General features: G+C 69.3%; 27 protein-coding genes. 16 read left to right on the plus strand and 11 right to left on the minus strand.

From position 1 onward, the window contains the following. Nucleotides 1-9 precede the first annotated feature (9 nt). A complete protein-coding gene (locus N4G66_RS38265) occupies nucleotides 10-387 on the minus strand; it encodes a hypothetical protein (protein WP_261708899.1) in 378 nt (125 codons plus the stop codon). A gap of 207 nt (nucleotides 388-594) precedes the next feature. Here N4G66_RS38265 and N4G66_RS38270 point away from each other — a divergent pair, with 207 nt between their 5' ends. Next, on the plus strand, nucleotides 595-1,356 hold the full coding sequence (locus tag N4G66_RS38270; protein WP_261708900.1) for a hypothetical protein: 762 nt from the start codon (nucleotides 595-597) through the stop codon (nucleotides 1,354-1,356). A gap of 209 nt (nucleotides 1,357-1,565) precedes the next feature. Next, the gene (locus N4G66_RS38275; RefSeq protein ID WP_261708931.1) at nucleotides 1,566-2,384 is read left to right on the plus strand and encodes a bestrophin-like domain; all 819 of its coding nucleotides are present in this window, start codon (nucleotides 1,566-1,568) and stop codon (nucleotides 2,382-2,384) included. 416 nt (nucleotides 2,385-2,800) lie between these two features. Here the strand turns inward: N4G66_RS38275 and N4G66_RS38280 are convergent, their stop codons facing one another. Together N4G66_RS38280 and N4G66_RS38285 are read right to left on the minus strand one after the other, a co-directional pair. Beyond that, a complete protein-coding gene (locus N4G66_RS38280; protein WP_261708901.1) occupies nucleotides 2,801-3,469 on the minus strand; it encodes an HAD family hydrolase in 669 nt (222 codons plus the stop codon). Nucleotides 3,470-3,614: 145 nt separating this feature from the next. Beyond that, the gene (locus tag N4G66_RS38285) at nucleotides 3,615-3,815 is read right to left on the minus strand and encodes a type II toxin-antitoxin system VapB family antitoxin (RefSeq protein WP_261708902.1); all 201 of its coding nucleotides are present in this window, start codon (nucleotides 3,813-3,815) and stop codon (nucleotides 3,615-3,617) included. Nucleotides 3,816-4,562: 747 nt separating this feature from the next. Here N4G66_RS38285 and N4G66_RS38290 point away from each other — a divergent pair. Next, complete coding sequence (locus tag N4G66_RS38290) at nucleotides 4,563-5,792, plus strand: acyl-CoA dehydrogenase family protein (RefSeq protein WP_261708903.1); 1,230 nt, start codon at nucleotides 4,563-4,565, stop codon at nucleotides 5,790-5,792. A 345-nt stretch (nucleotides 5,793-6,137) separates the two neighbouring features. Further along, nucleotides 6,138-6,596, plus strand: a complete 459-nt coding sequence (locus tag N4G66_RS38295) for an RrF2 family transcriptional regulator (protein ID WP_261708904.1) — start codon at nucleotides 6,138-6,140, stop codon at nucleotides 6,594-6,596. 163 nt (nucleotides 6,597-6,759) lie between these two features. On the opposite strand, the gene N4G66_RS38300 is transcribed toward N4G66_RS38295, so the two are convergent. The 5 genes from N4G66_RS38300 to N4G66_RS38320 form a co-directional block, all read right to left on the minus strand. Continuing rightward, complete coding sequence (locus tag N4G66_RS38300) at nucleotides 6,760-8,115, minus strand: LLM class flavin-dependent oxidoreductase (RefSeq protein ID WP_261708905.1); 1,356 nt, start codon at nucleotides 8,113-8,115, stop codon at nucleotides 6,760-6,762. Nucleotides 8,116-8,149: 34 nt separating this feature from the next. Next, nucleotides 8,150-9,202, minus strand: a complete 1,053-nt coding sequence (locus tag N4G66_RS38305) for an aliphatic sulfonate ABC transporter substrate-binding protein (RefSeq protein ID WP_261708906.1) — start codon at nucleotides 9,200-9,202, stop codon at nucleotides 8,150-8,152. 144 nt (nucleotides 9,203-9,346) lie between these two features. Next, nucleotides 9,347-10,087 carry an ABC transporter ATP-binding protein gene (locus N4G66_RS38310; protein ID WP_261708907.1) on the minus strand — a complete coding sequence of 247 codons (741 nt, stop codon included), beginning with the start codon at nucleotides 10,085-10,087 and terminating at the stop codon, nucleotides 9,347-9,349. Continuing rightward, the gene (locus N4G66_RS38315) at nucleotides 10,084-10,974 is read right to left on the minus strand and encodes an ABC transporter permease (protein ID WP_261708908.1); all 891 of its coding nucleotides are present in this window, start codon (nucleotides 10,972-10,974) and stop codon (nucleotides 10,084-10,086) included. Before N4G66_RS38315 ends, N4G66_RS38310 begins: the two co-directional genes overlap by 4 nt. Next, nucleotides 10,971-11,231, minus strand: coding sequence for a hypothetical protein (locus N4G66_RS38320; protein ID WP_261708909.1), 261 nt, complete (start codon nucleotides 11,229-11,231; stop codon nucleotides 10,971-10,973). The genes N4G66_RS38315 and N4G66_RS38320 overlap by 4 nt, the downstream gene beginning before the upstream one ends. Before the next feature lie 954 nt (nucleotides 11,232-12,185). On the opposite strand from N4G66_RS38320, the gene N4G66_RS38325 reads away from it, so the two are divergent. The 7 genes from N4G66_RS38325 to N4G66_RS38355 all read left to right on the plus strand — a co-directional run bounded on the left by N4G66_RS38325 (nucleotide 12,186) and on the right by N4G66_RS38355 (nucleotide 20,220). Continuing rightward, nucleotides 12,186-12,974, plus strand: a complete 789-nt coding sequence (locus N4G66_RS38325) for a GntR family transcriptional regulator (protein WP_261708910.1) — start codon at nucleotides 12,186-12,188, stop codon at nucleotides 12,972-12,974. 40 nt (nucleotides 12,975-13,014) lie between these two features. Beyond that, a complete protein-coding gene (locus N4G66_RS38330) occupies nucleotides 13,015-13,242 on the plus strand; it encodes a 4Fe-4S dicluster domain-containing protein (RefSeq protein WP_261708911.1) in 228 nt (75 codons plus the stop codon). Between the two features lie 16 nt (nucleotides 13,243-13,258). Continuing rightward, on the plus strand, nucleotides 13,259-14,602 hold the full coding sequence (locus tag N4G66_RS38335; RefSeq protein ID WP_261708912.1) for an ABC transporter substrate-binding protein: 1,344 nt from the start codon (nucleotides 13,259-13,261) through the stop codon (nucleotides 14,600-14,602). Continuing rightward, nucleotides 14,599-15,516: an ABC transporter permease gene (locus N4G66_RS38340; protein WP_261708913.1), complete on the plus strand. Its 918-nt coding sequence runs from the start codon at nucleotides 14,599-14,601 to the stop codon at nucleotides 15,514-15,516. Before N4G66_RS38335 ends, N4G66_RS38340 begins: the two co-directional genes overlap by 4 nt. Further along, nucleotides 15,500-16,267 carry an ABC transporter ATP-binding protein gene (locus N4G66_RS38345; RefSeq protein WP_261708914.1) on the plus strand — a complete coding sequence of 256 codons (768 nt, stop codon included), beginning with the start codon at nucleotides 15,500-15,502 and terminating at the stop codon, nucleotides 16,265-16,267. The genes N4G66_RS38340 and N4G66_RS38345 overlap by 17 nt, the downstream gene beginning before the upstream one ends. Nucleotides 16,268-16,278: 11 nt before the next feature. Continuing rightward, the gene (locus tag N4G66_RS38350; protein WP_315903740.1) at nucleotides 16,279-19,062 is read left to right on the plus strand and encodes a fumarate reductase/succinate dehydrogenase flavoprotein subunit; all 2,784 of its coding nucleotides are present in this window, start codon (nucleotides 16,279-16,281) and stop codon (nucleotides 19,060-19,062) included. Nucleotides 19,063-19,263: 201 nt separating this feature from the next. Beyond that, the gene (locus tag N4G66_RS38355; protein ID WP_261708915.1) at nucleotides 19,264-20,220 is read left to right on the plus strand and encodes a MerR family DNA-binding transcriptional regulator; all 957 of its coding nucleotides are present in this window, start codon (nucleotides 19,264-19,266) and stop codon (nucleotides 20,218-20,220) included. 46 nt (nucleotides 20,221-20,266) lie between these two features. On the opposite strand, the gene N4G66_RS38360 is transcribed toward N4G66_RS38355, so the two are convergent. Next, on the minus strand, nucleotides 20,267-21,706 hold the full coding sequence (locus tag N4G66_RS38360; protein WP_261708916.1) for a sensor histidine kinase: 1,440 nt from the start codon (nucleotides 21,704-21,706) through the stop codon (nucleotides 20,267-20,269). A gap of 182 nt (nucleotides 21,707-21,888) precedes the next feature. Between N4G66_RS38360 and N4G66_RS38365 the strand changes: the two genes are divergently transcribed. From N4G66_RS38365 to N4G66_RS38385, 5 genes are all read left to right on the plus strand, one after another. Further along, entirely contained in the window at nucleotides 21,889-22,233 is a 345-nt protein-coding gene (locus N4G66_RS38365) for a hypothetical protein (protein ID WP_261708917.1), read from the plus strand. A 350-nt stretch (nucleotides 22,234-22,583) separates the two neighbouring features. Next, complete coding sequence (locus tag N4G66_RS38370) at nucleotides 22,584-23,306, plus strand: VOC family protein (RefSeq protein ID WP_261708918.1); 723 nt, start codon at nucleotides 22,584-22,586, stop codon at nucleotides 23,304-23,306. Nucleotides 23,307-23,828: 522 nt separating this feature from the next. Beyond that, on the plus strand, nucleotides 23,829-24,173 hold the full coding sequence (locus N4G66_RS38375) for a hypothetical protein (RefSeq protein ID WP_261708919.1): 345 nt from the start codon (nucleotides 23,829-23,831) through the stop codon (nucleotides 24,171-24,173). Nucleotides 24,174-24,414: 241 nt separating this feature from the next. Further along, nucleotides 24,415-24,654, plus strand: a complete 240-nt coding sequence (locus N4G66_RS38380) for a hypothetical protein (protein WP_261708920.1) — start codon at nucleotides 24,415-24,417, stop codon at nucleotides 24,652-24,654. Beyond that, entirely contained in the window at nucleotides 24,654-25,031 is a 378-nt protein-coding gene (locus N4G66_RS38385) for a toxin Doc (protein ID WP_261708921.1), read from the plus strand. Before N4G66_RS38380 ends, N4G66_RS38385 begins: the two co-directional genes overlap by 1 nt. A gap of 241 nt (nucleotides 25,032-25,272) precedes the next feature. Here the strand turns inward: N4G66_RS38385 and N4G66_RS38390 are convergent, their stop codons facing one another. Together N4G66_RS38390 and N4G66_RS38395 are read right to left on the minus strand one after the other, a co-directional pair. After that, entirely contained in the window at nucleotides 25,273-25,488 is a 216-nt protein-coding gene (locus N4G66_RS38390; RefSeq protein WP_261708922.1) for a hypothetical protein, read from the minus strand. Between the two features lie 33 nt (nucleotides 25,489-25,521). Then, nucleotides 25,522-26,808 carry a MalY/PatB family protein gene (locus N4G66_RS38395; protein ID WP_261708923.1) on the minus strand — a complete coding sequence of 429 codons (1,287 nt, stop codon included), beginning with the start codon at nucleotides 26,806-26,808 and terminating at the stop codon, nucleotides 25,522-25,524. Between the last annotated feature and the right edge of the window lie 16 nt (nucleotides 26,809-26,824).

Consider the following 26,824-nt stretch of genomic DNA (forward strand, 5'->3'; position numbering starts at 1 on the left):
GTTGTTGGATCAGGCCGCGAACTCGACCCTTCCGGGGGTGGTGAAGCCGGGGTACCAGCGGGCGAAGTCGTCGGCGAGGTCTCCGTTGATGACCCGGGTGCGGACTTGCAGCAGCAGGTGGGCGCCTCGTGGTGACCAGCGCATCTGCTGTTTCTTGACCATGCGCTTGCTGATGACCTGGTCGACCGCGGACTCGGCCGTGGCGCTGGAGACCGGCTCGCCGCAGCGGTGGCGCTCGCCGTAGTTGGGGATCTGATCGGCGTTGCCGTGGATGTAGCCGCAGGACTCGCCAAGTCGGGTGGAGAACGCCTGTTGCGTGTCGCTGGGGTCTTCGGTGCACAGGATCTCGAAAGTCCTCCACGAGGTCGTCGAGGAGGTCCAGGGCACGGAAGGTGTTGCCGTGCCACAGGAAGTGCTTGATCCGTTCCAGCTCGGCGTCCACCCGTTCGGGGTCCACGGTGAACGGGTCCTGGTCGTCGGAACCCCGCAGACACGACCACGCATCGTCCCTGACAAGCCGTCAGGGACGACTCGGGGTTGAGGCGGGGACATCACTGATAGCGGTTGCCCGGTCATGGCCAGCACTCTGTGGTCATGTTGAACACGACCGCCGATGGCCGCATCCCGTCTCTCGCCCGCCGCGCCGCGCTCACTCTCGCCGGCGCCGCTGCCCTCACGGGGCTGGTGGGGGCGTACACCCCGAGCTTCGCGTACGCGGAGCCCAGTTCGACCACTACGCGGTCCGCAACCGACTTCAGCGACTGCCCCGCCCTTCCGGCCGGGGCCGACCCCGCGCGCTGGCGGTGCGAAGTCCACACTGCGGCACCGCAGTTGACGATAGGGAAGGTCACTGTAGCTCTCGCTCCGATCACCATGACGCACGCCGAGGGGCCGATGCCGGACGGAACGAAGGCACAGGTATGGGGTGCGATGCACAGCACACCCACCGCCCTCCCGGGCGGGCTCACCGGCACTGCGGCAGATGAGCACGCGCGACTCCTTCGGCTGGCGATCAAGCCGGAGTACGGTGGCCGATCCGACTTCTATACCGGGCAATTCAGCCTTCGCCTCCGGCTGTTGAGCCCTCTGCTGTCGCACCGATGCACCATCGGTGCGAGCGCGCCGGTCGACTTCCAGCTCAAGCGGTCGGGGCCCTCGCAGTGGGTCTCACAGGATCCGCCGGTGATCAAGTTCTCCGCCTACGACGACACCTTCACCGCGCCCGCAGCCGAAGGATGCGGGCCCCTGACAGTGCCACTCAACCGGCGACTGGGGCTGCCGGCACCGAGCGGAAATCTGATGACCTACGACGCGACCTACACATTCCGGATGTACGACCAACTGCCGCCTGTGTAATGCCAGAAGTCCATCCTCGCCCTACCAGGCCCCGGGCCCGATACGCCTCCATCGCTTCGCGTCTGCGAACGACCGGGTGAGACGCAAGCACGAACGGGGTTGCGCGGAATCGATCTCTCACTCGGTGGTGTGAACTTCCGGGCCACACCCGTAGCGACTCATCCACACCGTGCGTTTGGGCAGTCGTGTCCGCTCTGGAATTCCCGCATATCTCGCTCTGGCTGCTCAACCACTTCAGCACCTTCGCACTGGCCGTCGTCACCGTCGGCGGGACAGTCCTCCTCGCTGTAGGCGGCAGTGTGCTGTTGCGCCGCAGGTACCCCTCGGTGGCCCGTGGCGAACACAACGAGATGGTCGGGGTGACACTCGGCATGTTCGGCGCGATCTACGGGATCATCCTCGCCTTCGTCATCGTCACTCTCTGGACCCAATTGGAAGACACCCAGACCATCGTCGCTTCCGAGGCCACCGACGCGGCGCTCATCACCCGTGACGCCGCCGCGTTCCCGGCACAGGTGCGTGCTCGTCTCGACTCCACGATGAGCGGCTACGTCCACGCGGTCGTCGAGGACCAGTGGCCCCGGATGCGCGCGGGAAACCCCAGCTACGGGGCCACGGAAACCCACCTCGGAGCCGCGTTCCAGGTGCTCCAGAAATACGACCCGAAGAGCCAGAGCGAGCAGGTCTTCTACCAGGAGGCCGTCACTCATCTCAACGACGTCGCCTCCCAGCGCCGCGCCCGCATCACCATGGCACGCCAGGAACTCCCGCCGCTCCTCCAGGCCTTGGCCTTCGGCGGCGCACTCGTCCTGGTCCCCCTCACGTTCCTCTACGGCATGCGCAAACTGAGGGTTCAGATCCTCTTCGTCGCCTCGGTCGCCGGGCTCATCGGCTTCAGCCTGCTCCTGGTCTTCGTCCTGGACCGCCCGTTCGCCGGTGAACTCAGCGTCAGCCCCGCCCCGTACAGAGAAGGAGCCCTCGCCCAGTACTGGAGCCGGGGAACCGACGACGTAAGTGCTGAGCACTGAGCGCTCAGCACTGCATGTCGGCTCGACCGGCGAACTCGGTCTGCGCCAGATGGTGTTCGATGTCGTCGAACGGTCGCTGAACGAGGCCTTGGCCGACCGGTGAGGCTGCATCGACGGCACTCTCACCGTCGCCGGTGGTGCCCCGGTGACCGACGACAGGCCGGGTATCTCTGTGGAAGCGGCTGAGTCACGCCGGCGGTCCCAGCCTCGAATGAGGTCACGCGGACCCACACTGGGCGGTGACGGCGACGCCGCGCGCCTCTGCGTCCGCGACTGAACGGGGCAGCGGCGGACGCCTGAGGACACAAGGCCCGGTCACCACCTGGCCGTAGCTCGGCGAAGTGGCGCAGGTTCAGTCCGGTGAACGGGGCCGTCCAGGACGACTCCGGCGCCGTGATGCACCAGCCACACCATGATCATCCCGTTCCGGCTGATCCCTCCGGCCGGGCGAAGGCGAGGATGTCGGGGACCGCTTCGCGCAGGCTCGCGAAGTGACGGTGTACGCCGACCACCGCAGTCGCGGTGTTGACGCCCCACACCGTCATTCCGGCTCGCAGCCCCGCTTCGACTCCGGAGGGGGCGTCCTCGATGACCAGGCAGTCCCCGGGCCGGGCACCGAGCCGCTCGGCGGCCAACAGGTACGGCGCGGGCGAGGGTTTGCCTTCTTCGACTGCGGCAGCGTCCACGATGACGTGCGGGACCGGCAGGCCCGTCCGACTAAATCGCCCGCGCACCCGGTGCTCGTAGTTGGAGGTCACGAGTGCCCACGCCCCCGACGGCAGGGCGCCCAGCAGCTGGGACGCGCCGTCGAAGGCCGCGTAGACGCCGGACCGGACGTCGTCATCCTCCAGTTCGTGCAGCGCAGCCAGGCACTCACCTGGATCCTGGTCCGGAGCCACCTCCGCGAAGGTCTCCATCGGCCGTGTCCGCAGGGCCACCCGATAGACCTCAGCCGCGTCCAGCCCGTATCGCCCGGCCCACGTCGCCCAGACCCGACGCTGGTTCTCCACGGCGTCGATCAGCGTGCCGTCGACATCGAAGAGGACGCACTTCCTGGGGCCGGGCTGCACACGCTCACTCATCACGCCGTGATCATGCCAGGGGGCCCTGAAGATCACGCGCGCTCCACCGCGGCCGTCCTGTCCATACCGATGCCGGAAGCGCCCGCTGGACCACCGTCCACTCGCTGTCCGTCACGTCCGAGCCGTAGCCGTAGCCGTAGCCGAATGATCAGCCCTGCGGATCCGGCGGCTTGACCTCGACCTGGCGCAGACCCTGGTCCCTCAGCTCAGTGCGCTGCTCCGTGCGATGGCCACGAGCAATGTAGTCCCGCACAACCACTTCAATGGCGTCCTGGGGCGATCCGACCCCGGCCAGGACCATCACCTCCACCACCAGCTCGGCATCGAGACTGATGTTGACCTTGGCCACGGTGCTCCCCTTCGTCACTTTGCTCAGAACTCTACTGAGCATTTCATCGCATGCGCACGACGATGCCACGCAGGGAGAACTCCGTCCGCGACCAGGTCGCCGAGGGAGGGAGTACCGTTCGGACGGCCCGCTGCCGCGTCAGCCGCAACACGCTGCGGACCACACTCGACCGAAGTCGATGTGGTTGTGGGTGACCAGGCGCTGCTCGGCTTTCATGCGACCAATTGGGCAGCGCACCCGGCTTCCCCGTCAACTACGGCCCGAATGCCGGACCGGCGTTGAGCGGTGGTGCCCATCTGGTCGTCCATCTCGCCCAGTTGGGCAGGATGACCGCACCCGAACCCGCCACGATGGCCGACAGTCACCTGCGAGAACGCCCGCGGCACGGCTCTCCCTACATTTCCTATCGATTTACTAGGAAAGCATTGACCACTCGCCCAACGGGTGCGCAGGATGATGTACATGCCCCACACGCAGCAGCGACTCGTTCGTCGTCGGCATGTCGACTTTGGTCACGTCGTCAGCGCCGCCTGTTGTCGCGTGTAGGGCACGCGACACACGCGTTGCGCGTGCCACCGCCCCTTCTCTCTCACCCCGGGTGATCAGGCGAAACCACCCCTGCGGCAAGCCGGGCAGGGGGTGTCGCCGGATCGTCTCCCGTACGACGCGTGGGCCACGAGTACGTGGCCCACCCGCAAGAGAGTCCCAACACGGCGCCTCGTCGCCGACCTTGAGGAGACCACCACCATGGGCGTTGCCATCGCGCCGTCCGGACCCGCCTCGGATTCCGACCGGACCGGACCCGACCGTGCACACTGGCTGCGCGCGGCCCGTGAAACGGCGGACGACCTGGCCACGGACGCGGTGGCCAGGGAGCAGGCAGGCAAGACCCCCTTCGACGAGGTGTCCCGACTGCGTGAGGCGGGACTGCTGACGCTCCTCGTACCGGCCGAGTCCGGGGGAGGCGGCGCGGACTGGCCCACGGCCTACGCCGTCGTCCGGGAGATCGCCTCGGCAGACGGTGCGATCGGCCAACTGCTGGGCTGTCACTACTTCCTGTCGTGGAGCGCCCAGTTCTTCACCGAGCCCGCCCGCGCCGCTCAGGTCGAACGGCAGCCCGCAGCGCAGCAGTTGGCCTGGGGCGGTGGCTTCGCCCGTCAGGAACCGCCCCTGAGGCTGACCAGGAAAGGCGGCGGCTACGTACTGGACGGCCGGCAGAGCTACGCCACAGGAGTCCTGGTCGCCGACCGCCTCGCCGTACGCGCCGAGCGGGCCGACACGGGCGAACCATTCGCCGTGGTCGTCGATCCCACCCATCCCCGCGTGAGGATCGACGGCGATGCCGACACCTTCGGCCAGCGGCTCGCGGCCGGCGGCAGCGTGGACTTCGACTCCGTACCGGTCGCTGCCGACAACGTAGTCGGATCCCTGTCCGCGGACGAGGATGTCCTGTCACCCCTGACCGCCGTCACCTCGCCGGTGGGACGCCTCCTCTCCGTCCAGCTCCTTCTCGGCATCGCCGAGGGAGTGCTGGTCGAAGTCCGCGAGTACAGCAGGGCAGGCCACTCACTCTGGCATCCGGCCTGGCCGGTCGGCTCTCCCCAGGACCCGCGGATGCTGACTCTCTACGGAGAACTCACCGTTCTCACCCGTTCCGCCTCCGCGCTCACCGAGCAGGCGGTGCAAGCCGTGCACGGCGGGCTGGCACGCGGCGAAGACCTGACCTACGACGAGTACGCGGAGATCTCCGTCCTCGTGTCCATGGCCGAAGCCGCTGCTTCCAGGGCTGCGCAGGAGTCCACCACTCGCGCCCTCGACATCATCGGCGCCCGCTCCACGTCCTCACGGCTGGGTTTCGACCGCTTCTGGCGCAATGCGCGGACCCACACCCTGTACGAGCCCGTCGCCCACCGACTCCGTGACGTCGGGGACTACTTCCTCAACGGCGCGCACCCTCCGTTCGTCCTGCCTGTCTGACCAGGAAACCGTGGAGCAGCGGATCAGTGACAAGGCGCGCACGTTCCACGGTCGACCGCGCGCCCGGTCGGCGGCGGCTCGCGGCCGACCGGGCGTCCGAGCGGTGCTGTCACCCAGGGGCCGCCGCCGAGGCAGGAGCCGCCGGGACAGTCGCGGTCGGCGACCATCGTCCCGGCCCGCGCCGACGGCCCGCTCAGCCACATCGTCGAGGGCGTCGACGACACCCGCCGCACGCCTGCCGCCGCTTGAGGAGCTGGACCGTTGGGCAGGGGCAGGAATCCGTGCTCCTGCCCGATGGCCCGCCCGCGGTGGAAACCGATCGAAGCCGTACGGGATAATGCGCACATGCGGATCTCAGCCAGGGCGGACTACGCGGTACGTGCCGCGCTGCAGCTCGCCGCGTCACGGGATGACGGGCCATTGAAGGCCGAGGCGATCGCCGACGCCCAGGACATTCCGCACAAGTTCCTCGAAGGCATACTGAACGACATGCGCCGGGGCGGTCTCGTGCTCAGCCAGCGCGGCGGCAACGGCGGCTACCGCCTGGCCAAGCCTGCCGGGTCCATCAGCATCGCCGACGTCATACGCACCGTGGACGGACCGCTCGTCTCGGTGCGCGGGGTCCGCCCCCCGGACCTTTTGTACACCGGCCCGGCCCAGTCGCTGCTCCCCCTGTGGATCGCGCTGCGGTCCAACGTGCGCGAGATCCTCGAGGGCGTCTCGCTCGCCGACGTCGCTTCGGCCCAACTGCCCCCCGACGTCTCAGCGTTGACCAATACCCCGGGCGCCTGGGCGAACCCCTGAGACCGCGCGCCCGCGGCCGACCTCACAGAGCGGGACAGCGCGTCCGTTGTGTGGCACCCGTGAGAGCGCTGGACCGCAGGAGCGGGATGCCGCCCCTGCGGTGGCGCCGTCTGTCCTCGTACGCCTCGCCGAACCCCGGACAAGCTGATCCGAGAGCCCACTGTCAGGCACCGGACGCGTGGAGCTCCTCCGGGTGGAACCGGTTGGCCGGCACCGCCAGCCCGTAGTGCTCGCGCAGGGTGGTGCCTTCGTACTCCTCACGGAACAGGCCCTTGTCGCGAAGGATCGGCAGGACGTGTTCGATGAATCTTTCCAGGCCGGACGGCAGGGCCGGCGCCATGATGTTGAACCCGTCCGCGGCACCGCCCTCGAACCAGGTGACGATCGCGTCCGCCACCTGTTCGGGCGTGCCGGTGAACTCGAAGTGGCCTCGGCCGCCGCCGAGCCGCGAGATGATCTGGCGGACCGTCAGCTTCTCGCGTACGGCGAGTTCGATGATCAGGTCGGAGCGGCTCTGCGAGCCCTCCAGCTTCGGTCTCGCGAGGATGAAGTCCGGTAGTGGTTCGTCGAGTTCGAACACCGACGGCTCGGTCTCGAAGACCGCGGCGAGCTGACGCAGCCCGTACTCCGGGACGCGCAGGTCGTCGAACTCCTTCGCCAGCGCGCGGGCCTCCGCCTCGGTCGACCCGATGTACGGGACGATGCCCGGCAGCACGATCACGCCGTCCGGGTCACGCCCCGCGGCTCTGGTCCTGGCCTTGATGTCGGCGTAGAAGCCGGCCGCGCGCTCGTACGTCCGGTGGGCGGTGAAGATCGCCTCGGCGTGGTGTGCCGCGAAGTCCTTGCCGTCCTCGGAGGAGCCGGCCTGGACGAGCAGGGGGTGCCCCTGCGGGGGTCGCTCGACGTTGAGCGGGCCGGCCACCGAGAAGTGCTTGCCGCGGTGGTCGAGCCTGTGGAGCCGGGCGGGGTCGGCGTAGCGCCCGGTGGTCTTGTCGGCGACGACGGCCTCGGACTCCCAGCTGTCCCACAGTGCCTTGGCGATGTGCAGGAACTCGTCGGCCCGGGCGTACCGCTCGGCGTGGTCGGGACGGTCGACGAGGCCGAAGTTGGCCGCCTCGTCGGCGCCCGCCGAGGTGACGATGTTCCAGCCGGCCCGGCCGCCGCTGACGTGGTCGACCGACGCGAGGCGACGGGCGAGGTTGTAGGGCTCGTTGTACGTCGACGACACGGTCGCGATGAGTCCGATCCTGCTGGTCGCCTGAGACAGCGCGGTCAGCAGGGTGAGCGGCTCGAGCTGGCCCGGCGGCCGGAACTCGCCCGTGCCGGTGATCGCCGGGCCGTCCGCGAGGAACAGCGAGTCGAACTTGGCGCTCTCCGCCAGCCGAGCCAGTTCGATCCAGTGCCGCAGGTCGAAGTCCGCTCGCGGGTTGCTGTGCGGGAGCCGCCATGCCGCCTCGTGGTGTCCCGCCTCCATGAGGAAGGCGTTGAGGTGGAGCCGGCGTCTTCTCTGGTCGCTCACAACTGCTCTCCAGTTCCGTTCGTGGTGTGCTTGATCAGCCGACCGACAGCTTCGAGCTGTCGTATCCGGTCGGCAGGAGGTTGTCGGTGATCGACGGGACGTCGACCTTCTTGGTGATCTGCCCCGCCTCCAGGAAGGCGTCGGCGAGCTTCTGCTCCGCCTCGATGTCCGCCTTCGCCACCGGGGTCACCCGGGTCTCGAAGGCCTTCAAGGACACCTTGGCGTCGTCGAGGGGGATGCCCTCCTCCTTGGAGATCGCCTCCGCGTACTTGTCCTCGTGCTTGATCGCCCACGCGAACTCGTGGGCGAGCCGCTGCAGAACGTCGGTGAGAGCCGCCCGCTTGGTCTTGTCGCTCAGCGAGCTCTCGCTCGCGACGTAGTAGCTGCTCGTCTGGTCGATCGGCGGGAGACCCTTGGCCAGGATGCGCGCGCCGTTCTTGACCGCGATCGCCGACTGCGGGTTCCAGATGGACCAGGCGTCCACCTTGCCGGTGTTGAAGGCCGTGGCGCCGGCCGCCGGGTCGAGGAAGGCCAGCTTCACGTCCTTGGGGGTGAGGCCCACGCTCTTCAGCGCGTTCAGTGCCAGACCGTGAGCCGAACTGCCCTGCGGCACAGCGATCTTCTTGCCCTTGAGGTCCGCGAGCGTCTTCAGCTTCGAGCCCTTCGGCACGATGATGTTCTCGTTCGCCTGGGTGGGCCTGAGGGAGCGGTTGACCGCGACGACCTTGAAGCCGTACTCCTTCGCGGCGCCGGTGATCGGCGGCACGTCGCCGACGCTGCCCAGGTCGATGTCACCCGACGCGGCCGCCTGCACGAGTGGCGGGCCGTAGGTGAAGCGGGCGAACTTCACCTTGTAGGGCGCGTTGTCGAACACGCCGGTGATCTTCGCCAGCTCCTGGCTGCCGTCACCGCCGTTGTCGCCGATGGTGAAGGTGTACTTCTTCCACTCGGGGTGGCTGCCCGCGCCCGATCCGCTGGAACTGCTCAGGGGTGCGGCGGCCTCCGAGGTCGATGCGCAGGCGACGAGGGTGCTCCCCAGGGCGAGCAGGCCGACGGCGGCGACTGTGCGGGAGGTGCTTCTGGACATGGGTTCTCACGTGCTTTCTGTGCTGGAGCGGGGGAAGTCGGTGGGTGTGGCCGGGGAAGTCGGCCGGCGTGGCGGGGAAGTCGGTCGGTGTGTCCGGGAAATGGGTCGGTGCGGCGGGGAAGTCGGTCGTCGTGGCGGAAGAACTCAGTGCTGGTTGGCCAGGCCGAGGTCCTCCAGGAGCGCGGAGCGCAGCTCCTCCCGCGCGATGCTCGCCTCCCGGTCCGCGGCCGAGAGTTCGACGCGGTGCGAGGTGCCGATGCGTCCGTCACTCATGACGACGACGCGGTCGGCCAGCGCGATCGCCTCGTCGACGTCGTGGGTGACGAGCAGCATGGCCGCGTGGTGTTTGCTCCGCAGCGCTCGCACGAGGTCGTGCATGCGCAGCCGCGTGATCGCGTCGAGTGCCGCGAACGGTTCGTCGAGCAGCACGAGTTCGGGCTCCGAGACCAGCGCCCGCGCCAGTGACACCCGCTGGGCCTCGCCACCGGAGAGCTCCTTGGGCCACGCCTTCTCACGGCCCGAGAGTCCGACTTCGGCGAGCACGTCGAGAGCCCGCTGGTCGGCGTCCGCTCCGTGCAGGCCGAGGGTGACGTTGCGCAGCACCCGTTGCCATGGCAGCAGACGGTCGGCCTGGAACACGATCGCCCGCTTCGCCGGGACCTCCACCCGCCCGCCGTCGGGCCGGTCAAGACCGGCCAGCAGCCTGAGGAGGGTGCTCTTGCCGCAGCCGGAGGGGCCCAGCAGGACCACCAGCTCCTCGTCGGCGATGGTGAGGTCCAGCTGGTCGAGGACGACCCGGTCCCCGAACCGGCGGACGACGTTCTCGACGACGGCACCTGCCTGCCGGCGGGGTCGTGCGCTGCGCGGGGAAGCCGTGATGCTCATGCTGCCTCATAACTGGGGCGCCACCGCAGCAGCACCCGCTCGAGAGCCCGGACGAACTGGTCGGCGAGCAGACCGAGGAGCGAGTAGATGACCAGCCCGACGAAGACCTGGTTGGTCTGGAGGTAGGTCTGCCCTTGAGTGATGAGGAAGCCGAGACCCTTGTCGGCGTTGACCGTCTCCGCGGCGACAAGGCCCAGAACGCTGTACGCGAGAGAGAACCGGAGACCGACCAGGAACCCCGGCAGGGCTCCGGGCACCAGGACACGGGTCACCAGGCGCCAGGTGCCGGCGCCCGTCGTCCGCGCCATCTCGATCAGCCGCTGGTCGACACCCCGGATCGCGGCGAAGAGGTTGACATACATCGGAACGCCCGCGCCGAACGAGATCAGCAGGACCTTCGTGAGCTCGTCGATGCCGAACCACACGATCATCAGCGGCAGCACCGCCAGGAGCGGAATGGTGTTCAGCACCTGCACGACACCGTTGAACAGGTACTCGCCGCTGCGCAGCAGCCCGCCGAGTACGCCGGTGACGATGCCCACCGTGAGACCGAGCGCGAGTCCGATGCCGGCCCGTTGCAGTGAGATGGCCAAGTCCGGCCCGAGGACGCCCTGTTGCCACAGTTCGACAGCGGACTTGACGATGGACGTCGGTGCCGGAGCATAGGTCTTCTTCAGCACTCCCGCCGTGGCCAGGATCTCCCAGGCGATGAGGATCACGACCGGAGTCGTGTAGATCCCCAGCGGCCAGCGCAGCCGCTCGCGGAGTGCGCGGAGCGGGGTCTGCCTGCGGGTGTCGCGCGGCAGGAAGACCTCGCGTCGCGGGGCACTCGTCGTCTCGGCGGCCGACGGGACGACGGCCGGCCTCTCGAGGCTGATCTCGGTCATCGGGCCGCCACCTCCAGCACCTTGCTGTAGTGCGAGGCGTCACCGACGAGTTGCTCGCTGCGGCGGCCGTCGACACCGACCGGCACGTCTGCCGCGACCTTCACATGGCCGAGGCGGCGCGGATGGTCGTCGTAGTGGTCCACCTCGTAGTGCTGGGTGATCCTGTTGCGGAGGATCAGCGGCTGGGGTGCCGTGAGGTCGACGTCCTCGACGACCGCGCCGATGCGGCCCATGAGCTTGCGGATGGGTGGAGGCATGAGGAGGTCCCTCTCGAGGAATGGGGCGCACCGCCGGGTGCTGAGAGTCGGAGTGGGTGATGGCGGCGACGAACGGCTACGGAGCCCGTACTCGGTCCGGTCTCGATACGAGGGCCTCGGCGACTACGCAGGAGGTACCGGACGAAGGTCAGGCTGTGTGGTGGAGGTCGTGCCACCGCACCGGTCGGCGCACACCGTCGGGGGTGTTTCGCTGAAGTCCCGTCGGGACCGCGCCACTTGCGCGACGTGCCCCTGGCTCGCAGCCGAGGGCACATCCCCTCGCCGGCCTCGCGTTGTGCGGCACCCGCTTCTCCTCAGGCAGAGAGGCAGGAACGCAGAGAGGACGGAGAGAAGAAGGCAGTCACGCGGCGGGGACCACGGTCTCTCGGGAGACACCGCCGGGGCGGGTTCGCACCGCCCCACGTTCCCTCGGAAGACACCACTGGGGCGGTTTCGCGCCCACCGGCCGGAGTTACGCCTTCGGAGCGCACCGGCCGACGGCGAGGACCGCTTCGTGGATCAGCGACACACCTTGGGGATCAACGACAACAGAACGCGCTGGAGACGTGCGCCAGGTCGATGTGGCGCCTCCGAGTCAAATCCACGCGCGGGGTCATGGAACGTGAGTTGAGCAGACGTCCGCGCCCTCGGTCAATAAGTTTCGGACAGGTGTCTCACATTGCGGAAGCCTGGACCTTCTCCCCCTGGAGAACGAAGCCGTGGACGGCGCCACGTGAGAGCCGGACCTCTGGTGCGGCGCGGCGGAGCCGGTCCGGCTCCGCCGCGGATCGCGCCCCGCAGTGCCTGGCGTCCCTCCCCCGAACCGGGCAGTGGCTGGCACATCTTCCCGTCCGCCGCCGGAAACCCCAGGTCGGCGCGGCATTTGGTCACCCATCAGGTGGCGCAATGTTTCTGCAACACGAGTATCCCTATCGGATCGATAGGGTTCGACCCGTGCCTCCCACCGACCGCATCCGAGACCACGCCGGCCAGGGCGCGACCACTGTCGCCGCCCACCGTGCGCGGCGCCGACTGCGCGCCGACCGGGCCCGGCAGCTCGCCGACCTCCTCCGCCACCAGCTGCTCACCGGCGGCTTCCCCACGGGCACGTTGCCGCACGAGTCGATCCTCGCCGGCGACTACCGGGCCTCCCGCAACACCGTCCGTCAGGCCCTCGACCTCCTGCGCGCCGAGGGCCTCGTCGAACGCCAGCCGGGCGTCGGCACGGTCGTCGTCGCCCAGAAGTACCCCCACGGCCTCGAACGCTTGATGGGCCTCGCGGAAACCCTCCACGAACACGGCCGGGTCGCCAACGAGGTCCGCACGGTGGGCCCCGCCCCGGCACCCGCCCCGGTCGCTGAACGCCTCCACGTCCCGCCCGGCACCGAGGTCCTCTACATCGAACGCCTGCGCCGCCTGGGTGGTCTCCCCCTCTCCCTCGACCTCACCTACATCCCCCTCGACATCGGCACCGCCCTGCTCGGCGCCGACCTGGAGAACACCGACGTCTTCCGCCTCCTGGAAAGCATCACCGGCCAGCCCCTCGGTCACGCCGAGATCACCCTGGAGGCGGTGACCGCGGACGCCCACTCCGCCGCCGTACTCGAAGCCCCGCGCGGCGCGGCCGTCCTCATGCTGGAACGGCTGACGCACCTCGCCGACGGCCGCCCGGTCGACCTGGAGTTCATCCGGTTCCGCGGCGACCGCATCACGATGAGCGGCCTCCTGCACCGCTCCCTCTGACACCGCCCTTCCCCTCCGCACGACCTTCCCGGAGACAGCCATGCCCTTGGCACCCCAGCGGGCCGACGTGCCTGTGACCATCGACCAGTCGAAGTGCATCGAAGGCTGCACGCTCTGCGTGGACATGTGCCCGCTGGACTCCCTCGCCATCGACGACAGCAGCGGCAAGGCGTACATGCACGTCGACGAGTGCTGGTACTGCGGCCCGTGCGCGGCTCGCTGTCCCACCGGAGCCGTCACGGTCAACATGCCCTACCTGCTCCGGTGAAAGGCCCTGAACTCCCATGAAATACAAGGCAGTTGCCGCAAGCGCCCTCCTTCTCCTCCCCCTGACGGCCTGCGGCGGCAGCGCTTCCGCGGGAGGCGACGGCTCCACCATCACCGTCACCGTCGGCTACCAGTCCAAGACGATCAACACGGTCACGGCAGGCACCCTCCTGCGCTCCCTCGGCTACTTCGAGAAGGACCTCGACGCCCTCCATGACGGCCACACCTACAAGGTCGACTGGCAGGACTACGCCACCGGTGCTCCCATCACCGCCCAGATGACCGCCGGGAAGATCGACATCGGCTCGATGGGTGACTTCCCCCTCCTCATCAACGCGGCACGGGGCAGGCAACTCGGCCGCCCCACCCACCTCGTCTCGGTCACCGGCTACAACCTCCGCGGCGGCCTCAACACCATCGTCACCGCCCCCGACTCCAAGATCCGCTCCCTCGCGGACCTGAAGGGCAAGAAGGTCTCGACGAGCATCGGCTCGGCCGCCGACGGCACACTCGTACGCGCCCTGCAACGCGCCGACATCGCCCCGGACAAGGACATCGAGAAGCTCAACCAGCAACCGGCGGTGGGGGCTTCGGCGCTCTCCGCGGGCAGTGTGGACGCACTGTCGCAGTTCGTCGCCTGGCCGGGCCTGCTCGCCTACCAGGGCAAGGCGAAGGCCCTTTACGACGGCGCCCAGTTGAACCTGCCGACCTTCCACGGCGTCACCGCCCGCGAGGACTTCGCCGAGAAGCGGCCCGCCGTCCTGGAGGCCTTCCTCACAGCCCAGGCGAAGGCCACGGACTATCTCGACGCCCACCCCGTCTCCGCCGCCGAGAAGGTCGCCGAAGCCACCGGGCTGCCCGCCGAGGTCGTCTACCTCTACAACGGAGCCCACGGCATCTCCACCTTCGACCCGGCGATCAAACCGCGGCTCGTCTCCGCCCTGAAGGACGACGTGTCGATCCTCCGGTCGGCGAAGCTCACCGGGGACATCGACGTGGACTCCTTCGTCGACGACCAGTACGCCAGGAAGGCCCTCGGAGCCGCCTACGCCAAGCGCCTCGCCACCCTGCCCGCACCGGTCGCGAGCGAGGTGTGGCCCAAGGACGCCGAGCAGACCCGTACCTTCAAGTCCCCTGCGGCACTGCTGAGTTACGTCGCCCAGCACAAGAACGCGATCCGCGCCGCCTACGTACCCGACGCCACCACCGGCACCCTGTGGTTCGCCGACAAGGCGGTCTGGGCGGCCGACGGCGACCAGCTCCTCCCCTTCGTCGCACCGGCGACCGCGAAGGCCTACGTCGCCGAGCACAGCGGCGCCCGCGTCATCACGTACGCCGCCGCACTGCGACGGGCGTCATGACCCGGGACGTGCGACAGGCCGGCCGGTTCACGCCCCGGTATCCACGGCGAGCGGGCCGGTTCGTCCTGCGCCTCGGCTCGCCGGCGGCCGCCCTCGGCATCTGGCAGCTGCTGACCGGCCTGGACGTCGACCTGTGGCTGCGCTTCTCGCAGTTCCCCACGGTCGCCGACGTGGCACGCGCCTTCGCCGACCGTCTGTCCGGCCCCGACTACTGGACGGACCTCACCGACAGCCTCACCCGCATCCTCACCGGCTTCCTGCTCGCCGCCGTCCTGGGCGTGGCCACGGGCGTACTCGTGGCCCGCTCCCGCCTCGCCGCTGACCTGCTCGGCCCGCTGCTGGAAGTGATCCGGCCCATCCCGGCCATCGCCCTCGTCCCCGTGGCGATCCTCCTCCTGCCCTCCGACGAACAGGGCATCGTCTTCATCACCTTCACCGCCGCCTTCTTCCCGGTCCTGGTCTCCACCCGGCACGCCGTCCGCGCACTGACCCCCGTATGGGAAGAGGCGGTACGCACTATGGGCGGCGGCCGCCTGCGGATCCTCGCCTCGGTCGTCCTGCCGGGCGCGCTCCCCGGCATCTTCGGCGGCCTGTCCGTCGGCCTCGGCGTCTCGTGGATCTGCGTCATCTCCGCCGAGATGATCTCCGGCCAGTACGGCGTCGGCTACCGCACCTGGCAGGACTACACGATCGTCAACTATCCGGGCGTGTTCGTCGGGATGGTCACGATCGGTGTCCTCGGCTGGGTCACCTCCACCGCCGTGGAGGTCGTGGGCCGTCGTCTGACCCGCTGGCTGCCGCGTACGTCGTACGTGCCCGGCGCGCGGATCCCTCGGCGGCCGCGCGGCGCCACCACCCCCGTACCGGTGACACCCGGGACCGAGAAGGACGTGCCCCATGACCAGCTCGTCTGACGTCCGTTCACCGTCGCGTACCGGAGCGGGACTCGCCCTGCGCGACGCCACCCTCGGCCGCCCGGACGCGCCCGTGCTCCACGGGGTGGACCTCGACGTGGCCCCCGGCGAGATCCTCACCGTCGTCGGCCCCTCCGGCTGCGGCAAGTCGACACTGCTGCGCACCCTGGCCGGACTGCTGTCCCCCCTCGCCGGAGAAGTCACCCAGGACACGCTCCGGCTGACGGGACCCTCCGCCGACCGCGCCCTGATCTTCCAGGAGGACGCCCTCCTGCCCTGGCGCACCCTGCGCGCGAACGTCGAACTGCCCCTCGCCATCCAGGGGTTGCCTCGCGCCGGACGCCGAACCCGGGCCGAGGCCTGGCTCACCCGGGTCGGTCTCGCCGGGCAGTCCCGCCGGCTGCCGCACCACGTCTCCGGCGGCCAGCGCCAGCGCGCGCAACTGGCCCGCGCCCTGGCGCCGGCGCCACGCGCCGTCCTCATGGACGAGCCCTTCGGCGCCCTCGACGCCCAGACCCGCGCCGGTATGCAGGACCTGCTGGTGGAGGTGTTGCGGGGCACGGGCGCGACCGTCGTGTTCGTCACCCACGACGTCGACGAGGCCCTGTTCCTCGGCGACCGGGTGGCACTGCTCCGCTCCGGCCGCCTCGCCGCGCTGCACGACGTGCCTCACCCGCGCGACCGCGCGGCGCACGACGACCCGGCGCGCGTGGCGCTGCGCCGCGAAGTCCTCTCCTCGCTCGGTACCTGAAAGGCACTCCGGTGACCACCCCCGTGAACACCCCCCTGGAGATCCCCGCCCTCGGCGACGCCGAGGAACTGAGCTGCGACGTCCTCGTCATCGGGGGCGGCACCGCCGGCACCATGGCAGCGCTGACGGCCGCCGAACACGGTGCGGACGTGATCCTGCTGGAGAAGGCCCATGTCCGTCACTCCGGCGCACTCGCCATGGGCATGGACGGCGTCAACAACGCGGTCGTTCCGGGCCGCGCCGAACCCGACGACTACGTCGCCGAGATCACCCGCGCCAACGACGGCATCGTCGACCAGTCCACCGTCCGCCAGACCGCGACCCGCGGCTTCGCCATGGTGCAGCGCCTCGAGTCGTACGGGGTGAAGTTCGAGAAGGACGAGCACGGCGAGTACGCGGTCCGCCAAGTACACCGCTCCGGCTCCTACGTGCTGCCCATGCCGGAGGGCAAGGACGTCAAGAAGGTCCTGTACCGGCAGCTGCGGCGGCGTGAGATGCGGGAGCGGATCCGCATCGAGAACCGGGTGATGCCGGTGCGCGTGCTGACGGCGCGGGGACAGGCCGTGGGAGCCGCCGGATTCAACACCCGTACGGGGCGGTTCGTCACCGTCCGCGCGGGCGCCGTGATCCTGGCGACCGGCGCCTGCGGCCGCCTCGGCCTGCCCGCCTCCGGCTACCTGTACGGCACGTACGAGAACCCGACCAACGCGGGCGACGGCTACGCCATGGCATATCACGCGGGCGCCGAGCTCACCGGCATCGAATGCTTCCAGATCAACCCGCTGATCAAGGACTACAACGGCCCGGCCTGCGCCTACGTGGCCAACCCCTTCGGCGGCTACCAGGTCAACCGGCACGGGGAGCGCTTCGTCGACTCCGACTACTGGTCCGGGCAGATGATGGCCGAGTTCGCGGCGGAGGTGGCGTCCGACCGGGGCCCGGTGTACCTGAAACTGAGCCACCTCCCGGAGGAGTCGGTCGCGGCCCTGGAGTCGATCCTGCACTCGACCGAGCGCCCGACCCGGGGCACGTTCCACTCCGGCCGCGGCCACGACTACCGCACGCACGACGTCGAGATGCACATCTCCGAAATCGGTCTGTGCGGCGGCCATTCGGCTTCGGGGGTACGGGTGGACGACCACGCCCGTACGACCGTCCCGCGTCTGTACGCCGCCGGCGACCTGGCCTGCGTACCGCACAACTACATGATCGGCGCGTTCGTGTTCGGCGACCTGGCCGGCGCGGACGCGGCCCAATACACGGCGTACGAAGGCGATTTGCCCTCCGGCCAACTGCGCGAGGCGCACGAACTGATCTACCGCCCCCTGCGCAACCCGGACGGTCCGCCGCAGCCCCAGGTCGAATACAAACTGCGCCGCTTCGTGAACGACTACGTGGCCCCGCCGAAGTCCGGCGCCCGGCTGTCGCTCGCTCTGGAGGCGTTCGAGCGGATGCGCGCCGACATCGCCGCGATGGGCGCCCGTACCCCGCACGAGCTGATGCGCTGCGCCGAGGTCACCTTCATCCGCGACTGCGCGGAGATGGCGGCGCGGGCGTCCCTGGCCCGCACGGAGTCCCGCTGGGGCCTCTACCACGACCGCCTCGACCACCCCCGGCGCGACGACGCGTCCTGGTTCCACCACCTGGACCTGTACAAGTCCCCTTCCGGCACTATGGAGTTCACCACCCGTCCGGTGGCTCCGTATCTCGTTCCGGTCGACGGATTCACCCCGGTCGGCGGCCCCTCCCGTCACCTCGGCGAGGTACACCCGGAGCAGGTGGCGACGGCGGGGGCCCGGGAAGCGGCGCCGGTGACGATGCCACCCGAGCCCGCGCCGAGCGGCACGACCGTCGGCCCCGGTGCCGGGATGGACCCGCCGACCACACCGCGCCTGCTCCAGCTCCTCGCGCTCGCGGAGGAGGAACCCGAACTCTCCGCCGTCGTCCCCTACTTGACCGATGCCGATCCCAGCGTCCGCCGGACGGCCGTCACCGTCCTGACGGAGACCGTGCCGCCCGGTACCGGACCCGCCCTCGCCGCGGCACTCGTCGACGCCGACGCCGGTGTGCGCGAGGCCGCGGCCGGCTCACTGCGCGAACTCGTCGAGACGCTGCCGGCCGAACAGGCCCTGCGCGACGGCCTCACCGCTGCTCTGTCCGGAGACGACCCCATCGTGCGTGCCGCCGCCCTGGACGTCCTGCGTGCCCTGCGCCTCGGTGACGCCGAACTGTTCGCCGGTTCCCTCTCGGACTCCAGCATCGCCGTCCGCATCGAGGCCGTGCGGGCGCTCGTGTCGGTCGACGCCACCCAAGAGGTGGCCCGAGCGGCCAAAGACCCGTCCCGCGAGGTCCGCGTCACGATCGCCAAGGCACTGGGCACCGCTGTCGCCGGGCAGCTCGGCCGCACGACGCCGACAGGCCCGGGACCAGGGACGGCCCACTCCGCCCTGGCCGAGCTCGTCGACGACCCGGACGCCCTGGTACGTGCGGCCGCCTACGAGGCACTGGGCACCACCGGCTGCCCGGCGCCGCTGGACACCCTCGCCGTGGCCGCCCTGTCCGACGCGGCCTGGCAGGTCCGGGCCGGCTCCGCCAGGGCTCTGTCGGCCGCGAACCCCGCCCTGGCCGTCCCTGCTCTCGCCAAGGCCCTCGCCGACCCGAACGCCGACGTGCGCAAGGCGGCCGTACTCGCGTTGACCCGGCACCGTGCCACCGGGGACGCCCGTACTGCCCTGGCCACGGCGACGGCGGACTCGGACGCGGATGTGCGGGCCTACGCGGCGCGAGCGCTGTGACGGTGACGGCGTCCCGCGCCTCGCGCCTCGCACCGAAAGCCGGGCGGGTGGGGTCGCGGCCCGGGGCGCCGACCATGTGCTCCGCACGCGCTGTCTGTCCCGACAGGCGGCGAGGCGAGGTTGGACATCGGGCGCCCGTGGGGGTTCCGCCTGATCGGGCTTGACGTTGCCCCTGGGGGCAAGGTCTATGTTCATCGCATCATGAGGATCAGCGAGGTCGCGCGACGCGCGGGTGTGACGACGAAGACGGTTCGCTACTACGAGTCGCTGGGGCTGATCAATCCCGCCCGGCTCGCCAACGGCTACCGGGACTACTCGGAACACGACGCCCGCATGGTGGGCGAAGCCCGGGAGCTGAACCGCCTGGGGATTCCCGTCGAGCGAACGCGTCCGTTCCTCGAATGCCTGGCCGACGGCCGGGCGCACGCGGACGACTGCCCGTCCTCCCTGGCCGCCTACCGCGACGCCATCGACGAGCTGACCCTGCGGATCGAGGCGCTCAGCACCCGCCGGTCCGCGCTGTCCCGCCTGCTGCGTGAAGCCGCCTACCGCAACAGCCTCGCCGACAGACCCGTCATCGAAGGGAACATCGTGAGCCACCTGACCCAGCTACCCGCGGATCTGCCTGTCCCCGAGGACGACGGAGCGGCCGCTCACCTCCCGGGCCAGGTGGTGCCGGACATCGAGTTGCACGACACCGCAGGCGGCATCGTCGCGCTGCGCGCCCTGGGCGCGGGCCGGTCGATCGTCTACTGCTACCCGCTCACCGGCCGTCCCGACACAGACCTGCCGGAAGGGTGGGACAACATCCCCGGAGCACGAGGGTGCACCAGTGAGGCATGCGACTTCCGCGACCACCACGGCGACCTCAAGGCCGCCGGAGCGACCCATGTGTTCGGTCTGTCCAGCCAGAGCACCGCCTACCAGAAGGAGGTGGCCGACCGGCTGCGACTCCCCTTCCCGATGGTCTCCGACACAGGCTTCCGGCTTGCCGCCGCGCTGGACCTGCCCACGTTCGAAGCCGGCGGAGTGGTCCTCTACAAGAGGATCACCCTCGTCGTTCGTGACGGCGTGATCGAGCACGTCTTCTATCCGGTCTTTCCGCCGGACAAGCACGCCCGACAGGTGCTCCGATGGCTGCGGGACAACCCCATGTGACCGGACTCATCACTCATCGGGACGACGATCCGGGCAGCGCGGGAAGTCAGTCGGCGGGCGCGCCGCCCGGGCGCGCGGTGAAGACACACACCAGCGGCCACAGCCACGACGTGACCAACACGGTGACGAGAACCGTCCAGGGGGCACGGCGCCGCCACAGCAGCGGCAGTGCGTGCAGCGTGAGCAGTGAGGACAACAGGCCGATGCCCCAGGGGCCGGCTCCACCGTCGTGCTGCTTCCAGCCCTCCGCGGCCACCAGCAGGACGATCAGAGGGAGCACGGCCGCGGTGAAGGCGAGCACGGTGTCCGTCAGCCTCTGCTCGCGAAGGAAGCGACGCCGCCGGGGATTCAGGGCGGACTGCCGGGGACCGGTGGTGTCGGGAAGTGTGGCGCGAACGCTCCAGCCCCCGTCCGGCCGGGGGCCGGCGGTCAGGTCGCCTCCGACGGCCGCGGCGCGTTCCCGCATGCCCGAGACACCTCTGCCGGATCCCATTCCTCTGTAATCGGGTGTGCCGCGCGGAGCGGCGTTCTCCACGGTCAGCTCCAGGGTCGCGTCCTCACGCCGTACGGCGACCCGCACAGCGGCTCCGGGCGCGTACCGCAGGGCGTTGGTCAGGGCTTCGCGTGCGATACCGTGCACCGCCTCGGCGGAGGGTCCGGCAAGGTCTTCGGGTATCTCTGTGGCGATCGGGCGGCCCAGGCGGCCGAACGCGGCCACCAGTTCGTGGATGCGTCCGGCCATCGGCCGGGGGTCGGCGTGGCCCGCGTCCCGCATCGCCGCGACCAGCCGCTGAATCGCCGTCAGGGTCTCGCGCCCGGTCCGTTCGGCGAACTCCATTGCTTCGGGAACGAGTTCAGGCCTGCGGTCGCCGAGTCTGCGGGCCGCGTCCACCGTGACCACGACCGACGTCAGATGGTGTGCGCTGACGTCGTGCAACTCGCGGGCGAGTCTGCCGCGTTCGGCTTCCCCGGCCTGCTGCCGGTTCTCTTCCGCCCCGGCCAGCAGTCGGGCCGCTGCCAGCTTCCTGGCCAGCCACTGGCGTCGTGCCTGTCCAAGGCCGGCGCAGATGACGTACGTGGCTGCCTGGAGCACCAGTTGGGTGGCCAGTGCTGTCCGGAAGCCGATCTGTACGACCGCCATCAGCCAGGACGATCCGACGGCGGCGCCAAGGGCGCGCGTCGTGAGCCCGGCGGAACGGCGGACGGCGACGGAATACAGGGCGACCAGCAGACCGAGATCGGCGTACGCGTCGTACGCCATTGCCTGGCCCAGCACTGACGCCCCCAAGGTCCACACCAGCACCCGCACGGGCGCGGTTCGCCGCCGGGTCAGCACGACAGTCTCGACGGCAACGGCGACGAGGATGCCTACGAGGGCCGCCGGGCCCGGTGCCGGGCTGTCCGTCACAGCGGCGCCGTGCCACAGCCACACGATCTGTGCGGATGCGAGCAGCACCGGGAGCGCCCAGTTCCGTGTCGTCTCCATGTCGGGCACGAGCGTAGGGGGCGCCGCCCGGTCGGGACAGACAGACATCGCTCGGCGGTCCGAGGCGGGTGCGTGTCTGCGGCGGAAAGGGCGAACGGCGAATCGTCTCTACCCTGCGACAGAGGCGTCGTTCCTCCGCTGCGACGACGACTCACCGCCCAGCCGACGGAATGCTGATGGCCATGGACATCACTTCACTCACTGTCGCACTCAGCGTGGTCGTGTTCCTCGCGGCCTCCGTCCTGACCGCCTCCAACGAGCCTCCGTTGTGGGTCTATGCCCTTACCTGCGTGGGCTCTTGGCCTGTGAGCAGCGCCCTGCTCAACGCGCCCGCCTTCGCCTCCACGGTCGGGAACAGCACTGTCGGCCAATGGGCCGTGCGGCTCGCCGTCACCTCCACCTTCACTGCCGTGTTGAGCTTCTTCGTCGGCAAGGACAGCCGCGGGCCCGACGACAATCACGCCGCTGACGGCTCCACGTCCCCTCACCCAGGGGCTGAGCAGCGACCGGCCAGGCCCCGCTACTGACCTGGGCTCGTCAGGGTGAGTCGTCTCGGCGTGCCCGATGGGCTCGGCGTGGTGGCTGTATCTGGTGGTGTCTGAGGTATGCGGATGGGGTCGGGCTGACTGCTGCGGGGCGCCCTCGACCTGCTTGAGGCCCTCGTCCGTAACCGGCTCGGGCGCCTGCGACACCGGCCCGATACCCTCGACGGCTCCATGGCAGGCACCGGGCTTATCCTCGACGACCCAACGTCACCCGACCGAGCCGAAGTCAGTAATCAGTAATCAGTAATCAGTAATCAGTAATCAGTTTGACCGATGGACACGGCCTGGGCAGGCTCCAGCACGACCCGCCTTCCCCTACCGGGAGACCACGGATGACTTCTCACCTGCACGCGCTCTGCTTCGATGCGCACGACCCGCTCCGTCTCGCGCGCTTCTGGGCCGACTTTCTCTGCTGGGGGACGTCCGAGGACCCCTCCGCCGGCATCACGTTGCTGCCCAGCGACGACACCGGGTTCCGGCTCCGCTTCCTCCCGGCCCAGGAACCGAAGACCAGCCAGAACCATATGCATTTCGATCTGACGAGCACGTCCCTCGACGACCAGAAGCAGGTGGTGGAGAGGGCACTCGAACTCGGCGCCCGGCACATCGACATCGGGCAACGTCCGGAGGAGGGGCATGTGGTGCTCGCCGATCCGGAGGGCAATGAGTTCTGTGTCATCGAGCCGGGCAACAGCTTCCTCGCCGAGTGCGGATTCATCGGAGCTCTGGCGGGCGATGGTTCGCAGGAGGCCGGGTACTTCTGGAGCCGGGCGCTGGGCTGGCCGTTGGTCTGGGACCGGGACCAGGAGACCGCGATCCGTTCACCGCACGGCGGTCCGAAGGTCACGTGGGGTGGTCCACCTCTGATGCCGAAGGCAGGGAAGGAACGGCTGCACTTCGATCTCGCTCCACCGGCCGGCGGTGACCAGCAGGCGGAGGTCGACCGGCTCCTCTCCCTCGGGGCGACGCGCATCGACATCGGCCAAGGGGATGTCGACTGGGTGGTGATGGCCGACCCCGACGGTCACGAGTTCTGTGTCCTGACACCCCGATAAGCCCGGTCTTCGGTGTTGATGGGCTCGTCGTACCACAGTCCGAGTCCTCTGATCCACTCCTGGCGAACCCTGCATCGCGTTGTCTCGGTCCTCGGAGAAGATGCCGAACACATCGAGGATTGCGGTGTGGATCCAATCGCTGCGATTCGCGTCGGCGACTGCCAGCGCCGAGGCGACCACCGCCAACCCGATCCTGTCCTTTCGTCGAAGCGCGGCTTCCGCGGTCACCCGGGTGACGAAGGTGTCACCGGGGTCGAGCACAAGCTCCAGCAGTGACCCGGAGGCCTCCTGCATCTCGGCGAAGCCTGCCAGGCCGTGACCGGCATCGGCCCGGTCACGGTAGTCGTCGCTTCGCCCGAGCTCGCGAAGTGCCACGACAGACGCAAGCCGCGGTCTCTGTCCACCCGCTTACCCACCCCTCCCGCGATTTCCGGTCAAAGTACACCGGGGCACCCTCCGGATGATCGCTGGGACAGGACCAAGGTCCGTTCCCGCGGATCAAGGCGTCATAGGCTCCAGGACATGCACAGCACTTTGACGGAGCACGCCCGGTGTCTCTACGGAGACGAGTTCGGACCGACGCCCGAGTGCGACCTCGACCACCGGGAGCACTACTTCGTCGAGGAACTGACTTTCGCTGACGCGGATTCGATCCTCGTCATGCTCCGTGAGCTCTGCCCGCACGTGGTCGATGGCCGCCTGCCGGTCTGGGTTCGCAATCTCTCCTACCGATTGGTGCTCCTGCAGCGACCTGACGAGCCGGCGCTGATGCGCGAGGCTGCCCAGAACTTGTGGCTGCACGGACCGGACTGGGACCGCGTCGCGGCGGACCTGACGAGGCGGGCAGACGCCCTGGAGCCCGGCTGAGTTGGGCCGCGGTGTTCATGGTGCGAGCCGGAGACCGATCGGGACGCCTCGGCGAGGTCGCCGCCACGGAGACCAACTTGGCCCCTGTTGAGTTCACAGCTGGTGCGTCCATCGGCTTCCGCACCCGGGTGGCACTGGATTTGGTCGTCGTGGATCCACTCGGCCGACGCAGTCCGGTCACCGAGGCCGCCTTGACCTGATCAGGTCGCGCGAGAAGGTACCAGTTAGGTACCCTGGCGATATGCCATCACTGAACGTGACCTTCACCGAGGAAGAAATGGAAGCCGTGCGTGCGTCTGCCGCGGCCGAGGGCAAGAGCCTCAAGCAGTACATGCACGACCTCGGCGTCCGTGAGATGCAGCGCAAGCAGTTTGTGGCCGGCGCCGTCTCGTGGGCGGACAGGCTGCGCGCCGAGTTCGACGAGGCCTTCCCGGACGAGATCCCCCCGTCCCAGCGCGGCGAGGGAGCCACCGCCGCCTGATGACCCTGTACATCGATGTCCCTTGGCTCCTGGACGTCCAGGACGCCGCCCTCGGCAATGACGACGTGTCAGTCACCGACTACTCGGCCCTCGTGGCCGCCGTCGCGCGCCACAGGACACGCATGCCGACCCTCGCCACGTCCAACCCCGACGCCGCGTGGCGCGCCGCCGCGCTCCTGCACACCATCGTGCGCCTCGAACCGCTCCCCCACCGCAACAGCCTGTTCGCCGCCTTCGTCACCGGCCAGTACATGGAGCAGTCCGGGGAAGGAATCGACCCTCCCTACGGGGCCCTGTCCGACCTGATCAGAAAAGTCCGCGAGTCCCGGCTGGCCATCTACGCCATCTCCGACGCCCTACGTTCCTGGCGGCTGTGACGCATCGGAGCGAGGCCGAAGTCCGCGGGGTCAAGCCGGGACGGCCTTGACGTCACCGACGGTGACCAGCATCTGACACTCCTTGACGACATCCCGGGTGTTCATGGCTGGCGAGGGCGCCTGCGGTCTGGAGAAGGCGCGTGCGGGTGGGGGTCCCACCCGCGGCTATTCCACCGTCACTCGCACGCAAGCAGCACCAGGGTGTGCGCACGCGTGCCGGCATGCTGCGTTTCCACGGCGATCACGAATGGTTCTTCGAGGTCACTGGCTCCTTGCAGAACAGGTCGGCCCGGGCCGCTCGCGACGCGTCGCCGAGGACACCGATCTCCTCCTGCCCCTGCTCGACGACCCCGACCCCGAAGTACGCGTCGCCGCCACCTCCGCACTGGCGGCCGCCTCCGCCCGCGCGCAGAACACCCTCTCCGCGTTCCACGCCCGCCTGCTGCTCGCCGAACATGACCCGGACGTACGCGCAGGCCTGGTACGGCGATTACACAACCGGCCCGGGCGCACCAGGATTCGTGGACGGTGGCGTGTCTGCGACGGCCGCGAGCAGGCGGTCCACGGCCTCGTCCACCGTGGAGCGGGGACAGCCCAGGTTCACCCGCATGTAGCCGTGGCCCTCGATCCCGAACTTCTGTCCCTTGTCCAGCCACAGCCGTGCCCTGGTGAGCATGAACTTGTCCAGCGACTCGGCGTCCATCCCCAGTCCCCGGCAGTCCATCCACGCCAGATACAGCGAGTCGGCCGGCAGGACCCGCACCTTGGAGGTTGCGGAATTGACCGTCTGCGCGAAGTACGCGTGATTGCCACGCAAGTACGTGAGCAACTCCTCCAGCCAGGGCTCACCGTGTACATAGGCAGCCTCGCCCGCGACCATGCCCAGCACGTTGACCAGCGGGAACATGTTGCGCTCGTACTGGCGGGCCAGTTCTGCCCGCAGTCTGGGATCAGGCACGAAGACGTTGGCGCTCTGCAGGCCGGAAAGGTTGAACGTCTTGCTGGGAGCGGTGCAGGTGATGCTGTTCCGTGCGAACTCCTCGCCGAGCGAGGCGAAGGGGATGTGCTTGCGGTCCGGATTGATGATGAGGTCCTGGTGAATCTCATCGGAGACGACCAGGACCTCATGCCGGGCGCAGATCTCGCCCATGGCCCGCAGTTCGTCCTCCGCCCACACGTTCCCAGTGGGGTTGTGAGGGTGGCTGAGGATGAACAGCTTGGTGTCGGGACGGATCGCGGCCTCGAACGTCGAGGCGTCGAACCGGTAGCCGTCGTCGGTCCGCTGTAGCGGCGCGAACGCGAGGTGGCGGCCGTTCAGCAGGACGTCCTCATGGAAGTGGACGTAGACCGGGGGCTGGATGAGCACCGAGTCGCCCGGCGCGGAGAACGCCTGCACAACGGTCTTGAGCGTGGTGATGATGCCGGCGGTCTGCATCACCCACTCCGGGGGGACCTCCCATCCGAATCGCTTGGCCTGCCAGCCGGTCACGGCGTCGAGGTAGCTGTCGGTCGCGCCACCGGGATACCCGAAGACGCCGTAGTCGACAGCCTGGTGGAGCGCGTCGATCACGGCCTGGGGGGCCTTGAAGTCGGTGTCGGCAACCCACATCGGCAGCGGGTCGGCCGCGGCCTCGTCGGCCGTCAGGAACTGATGTGCGCTGGCCCACTTCATGGAGTTGCTGTTCCTGCGGTCGACGACGGCATCGAAGACCGATCCGGTCTCGGCCGTGGGGGTGCTCTGCCGCGTCAGGTCCTGGGGGGTGGTATCAGGTGCCATGACTGGATGCTAGAGC

This window comes from Streptomyces rhizosphaerihabitans, assembly GCF_025399795.1.
Lineage (GTDB): Bacteria > Actinomycetota > Actinomycetes > Streptomycetales > Streptomycetaceae > Streptomyces > Streptomyces rhizosphaerihabitans.

Bases quoted from the DNA above. Each gene is read 5' to 3' on its own strand.
- N4G66_RS38270 (WP_261708900.1), top strand. From the start codon at position 595: ATGTTGAACACGACCGCCGATGGCCGCATCCCGTCTCTCGCCCGCCGC.
- N4G66_RS38290 (WP_261708903.1), top strand. From the start codon at position 4,563: ATGGGCGTTGCCATCGCGCCGTCCGGACCCGCCTCGGATTCCGACCGG.
- N4G66_RS38295 (WP_261708904.1), top strand. From the start codon at position 6,138: ATGCGGATCTCAGCCAGGGCGGACTACGCGGTACGTGCCGCGCTGCAG.
- N4G66_RS38305 (WP_261708906.1), bottom strand. From the start codon at position 9,202: ATGTCCAGAAGCACCTCCCGCACAGTCGCCGCCGTCGGCCTGCTCGCC.
- N4G66_RS38310 (WP_261708907.1), bottom strand. From the start codon at position 10,087: ATGAGCATCACGGCTTCCCCGCGCAGCGCACGACCCCGCCGGCAGGCA.
- N4G66_RS38315 (WP_261708908.1), bottom strand. From the start codon at position 10,974: ATGACCGAGATCAGCCTCGAGAGGCCGGCCGTCGTCCCGTCGGCCGCC.
- N4G66_RS38320 (WP_261708909.1), bottom strand. From the start codon at position 11,231: ATGCCTCCACCCATCCGCAAGCTCATGGGCCGCATCGGCGCGGTCGTC.
- N4G66_RS38330 (WP_261708911.1), top strand. From the start codon at position 13,015: ATGCCCTTGGCACCCCAGCGGGCCGACGTGCCTGTGACCATCGACCAG.
- N4G66_RS38335 (WP_261708912.1), top strand. From the start codon at position 13,259: ATGAAATACAAGGCAGTTGCCGCAAGCGCCCTCCTTCTCCTCCCCCTG.
- N4G66_RS38340 (WP_261708913.1), top strand. From the start codon at position 14,599: ATGACCCGGGACGTGCGACAGGCCGGCCGGTTCACGCCCCGGTATCCA.
- N4G66_RS38345 (WP_261708914.1), top strand. From the start codon at position 15,500: ATGACCAGCTCGTCTGACGTCCGTTCACCGTCGCGTACCGGAGCGGGA.
- N4G66_RS38355 (WP_261708915.1), top strand. From the start codon at position 19,264: ATGAGGATCAGCGAGGTCGCGCGACGCGCGGGTGTGACGACGAAGACG.
- N4G66_RS38360 (WP_261708916.1), bottom strand. From the start codon at position 21,706: ATGGAGACGACACGGAACTGGGCGCTCCCGGTGCTGCTCGCATCCGCA.
- N4G66_RS38365 (WP_261708917.1), top strand. From the start codon at position 21,889: ATGGACATCACTTCACTCACTGTCGCACTCAGCGTGGTCGTGTTCCTC.
- N4G66_RS38370 (WP_261708918.1), top strand. From the start codon at position 22,584: ATGACTTCTCACCTGCACGCGCTCTGCTTCGATGCGCACGACCCGCTC.
- N4G66_RS38375 (WP_261708919.1), top strand. From the start codon at position 23,829: ATGCACAGCACTTTGACGGAGCACGCCCGGTGTCTCTACGGAGACGAG.
- N4G66_RS38380 (WP_261708920.1), top strand. From the start codon at position 24,415: ATGCCATCACTGAACGTGACCTTCACCGAGGAAGAAATGGAAGCCGTG.
- N4G66_RS38385 (WP_261708921.1), top strand. From the start codon at position 24,654: ATGACCCTGTACATCGATGTCCCTTGGCTCCTGGACGTCCAGGACGCC.
- N4G66_RS38390 (WP_261708922.1), bottom strand. From the start codon at position 25,488: ATGTTCGGCGAGCAGCAGGCGGGCGTGGAACGCGGAGAGGGTGTTCTG.
- N4G66_RS38395 (WP_261708923.1), bottom strand. From the start codon at position 26,808: ATGGCACCTGATACCACCCCCCAGGACCTGACGCGGCAGAGCACCCCC.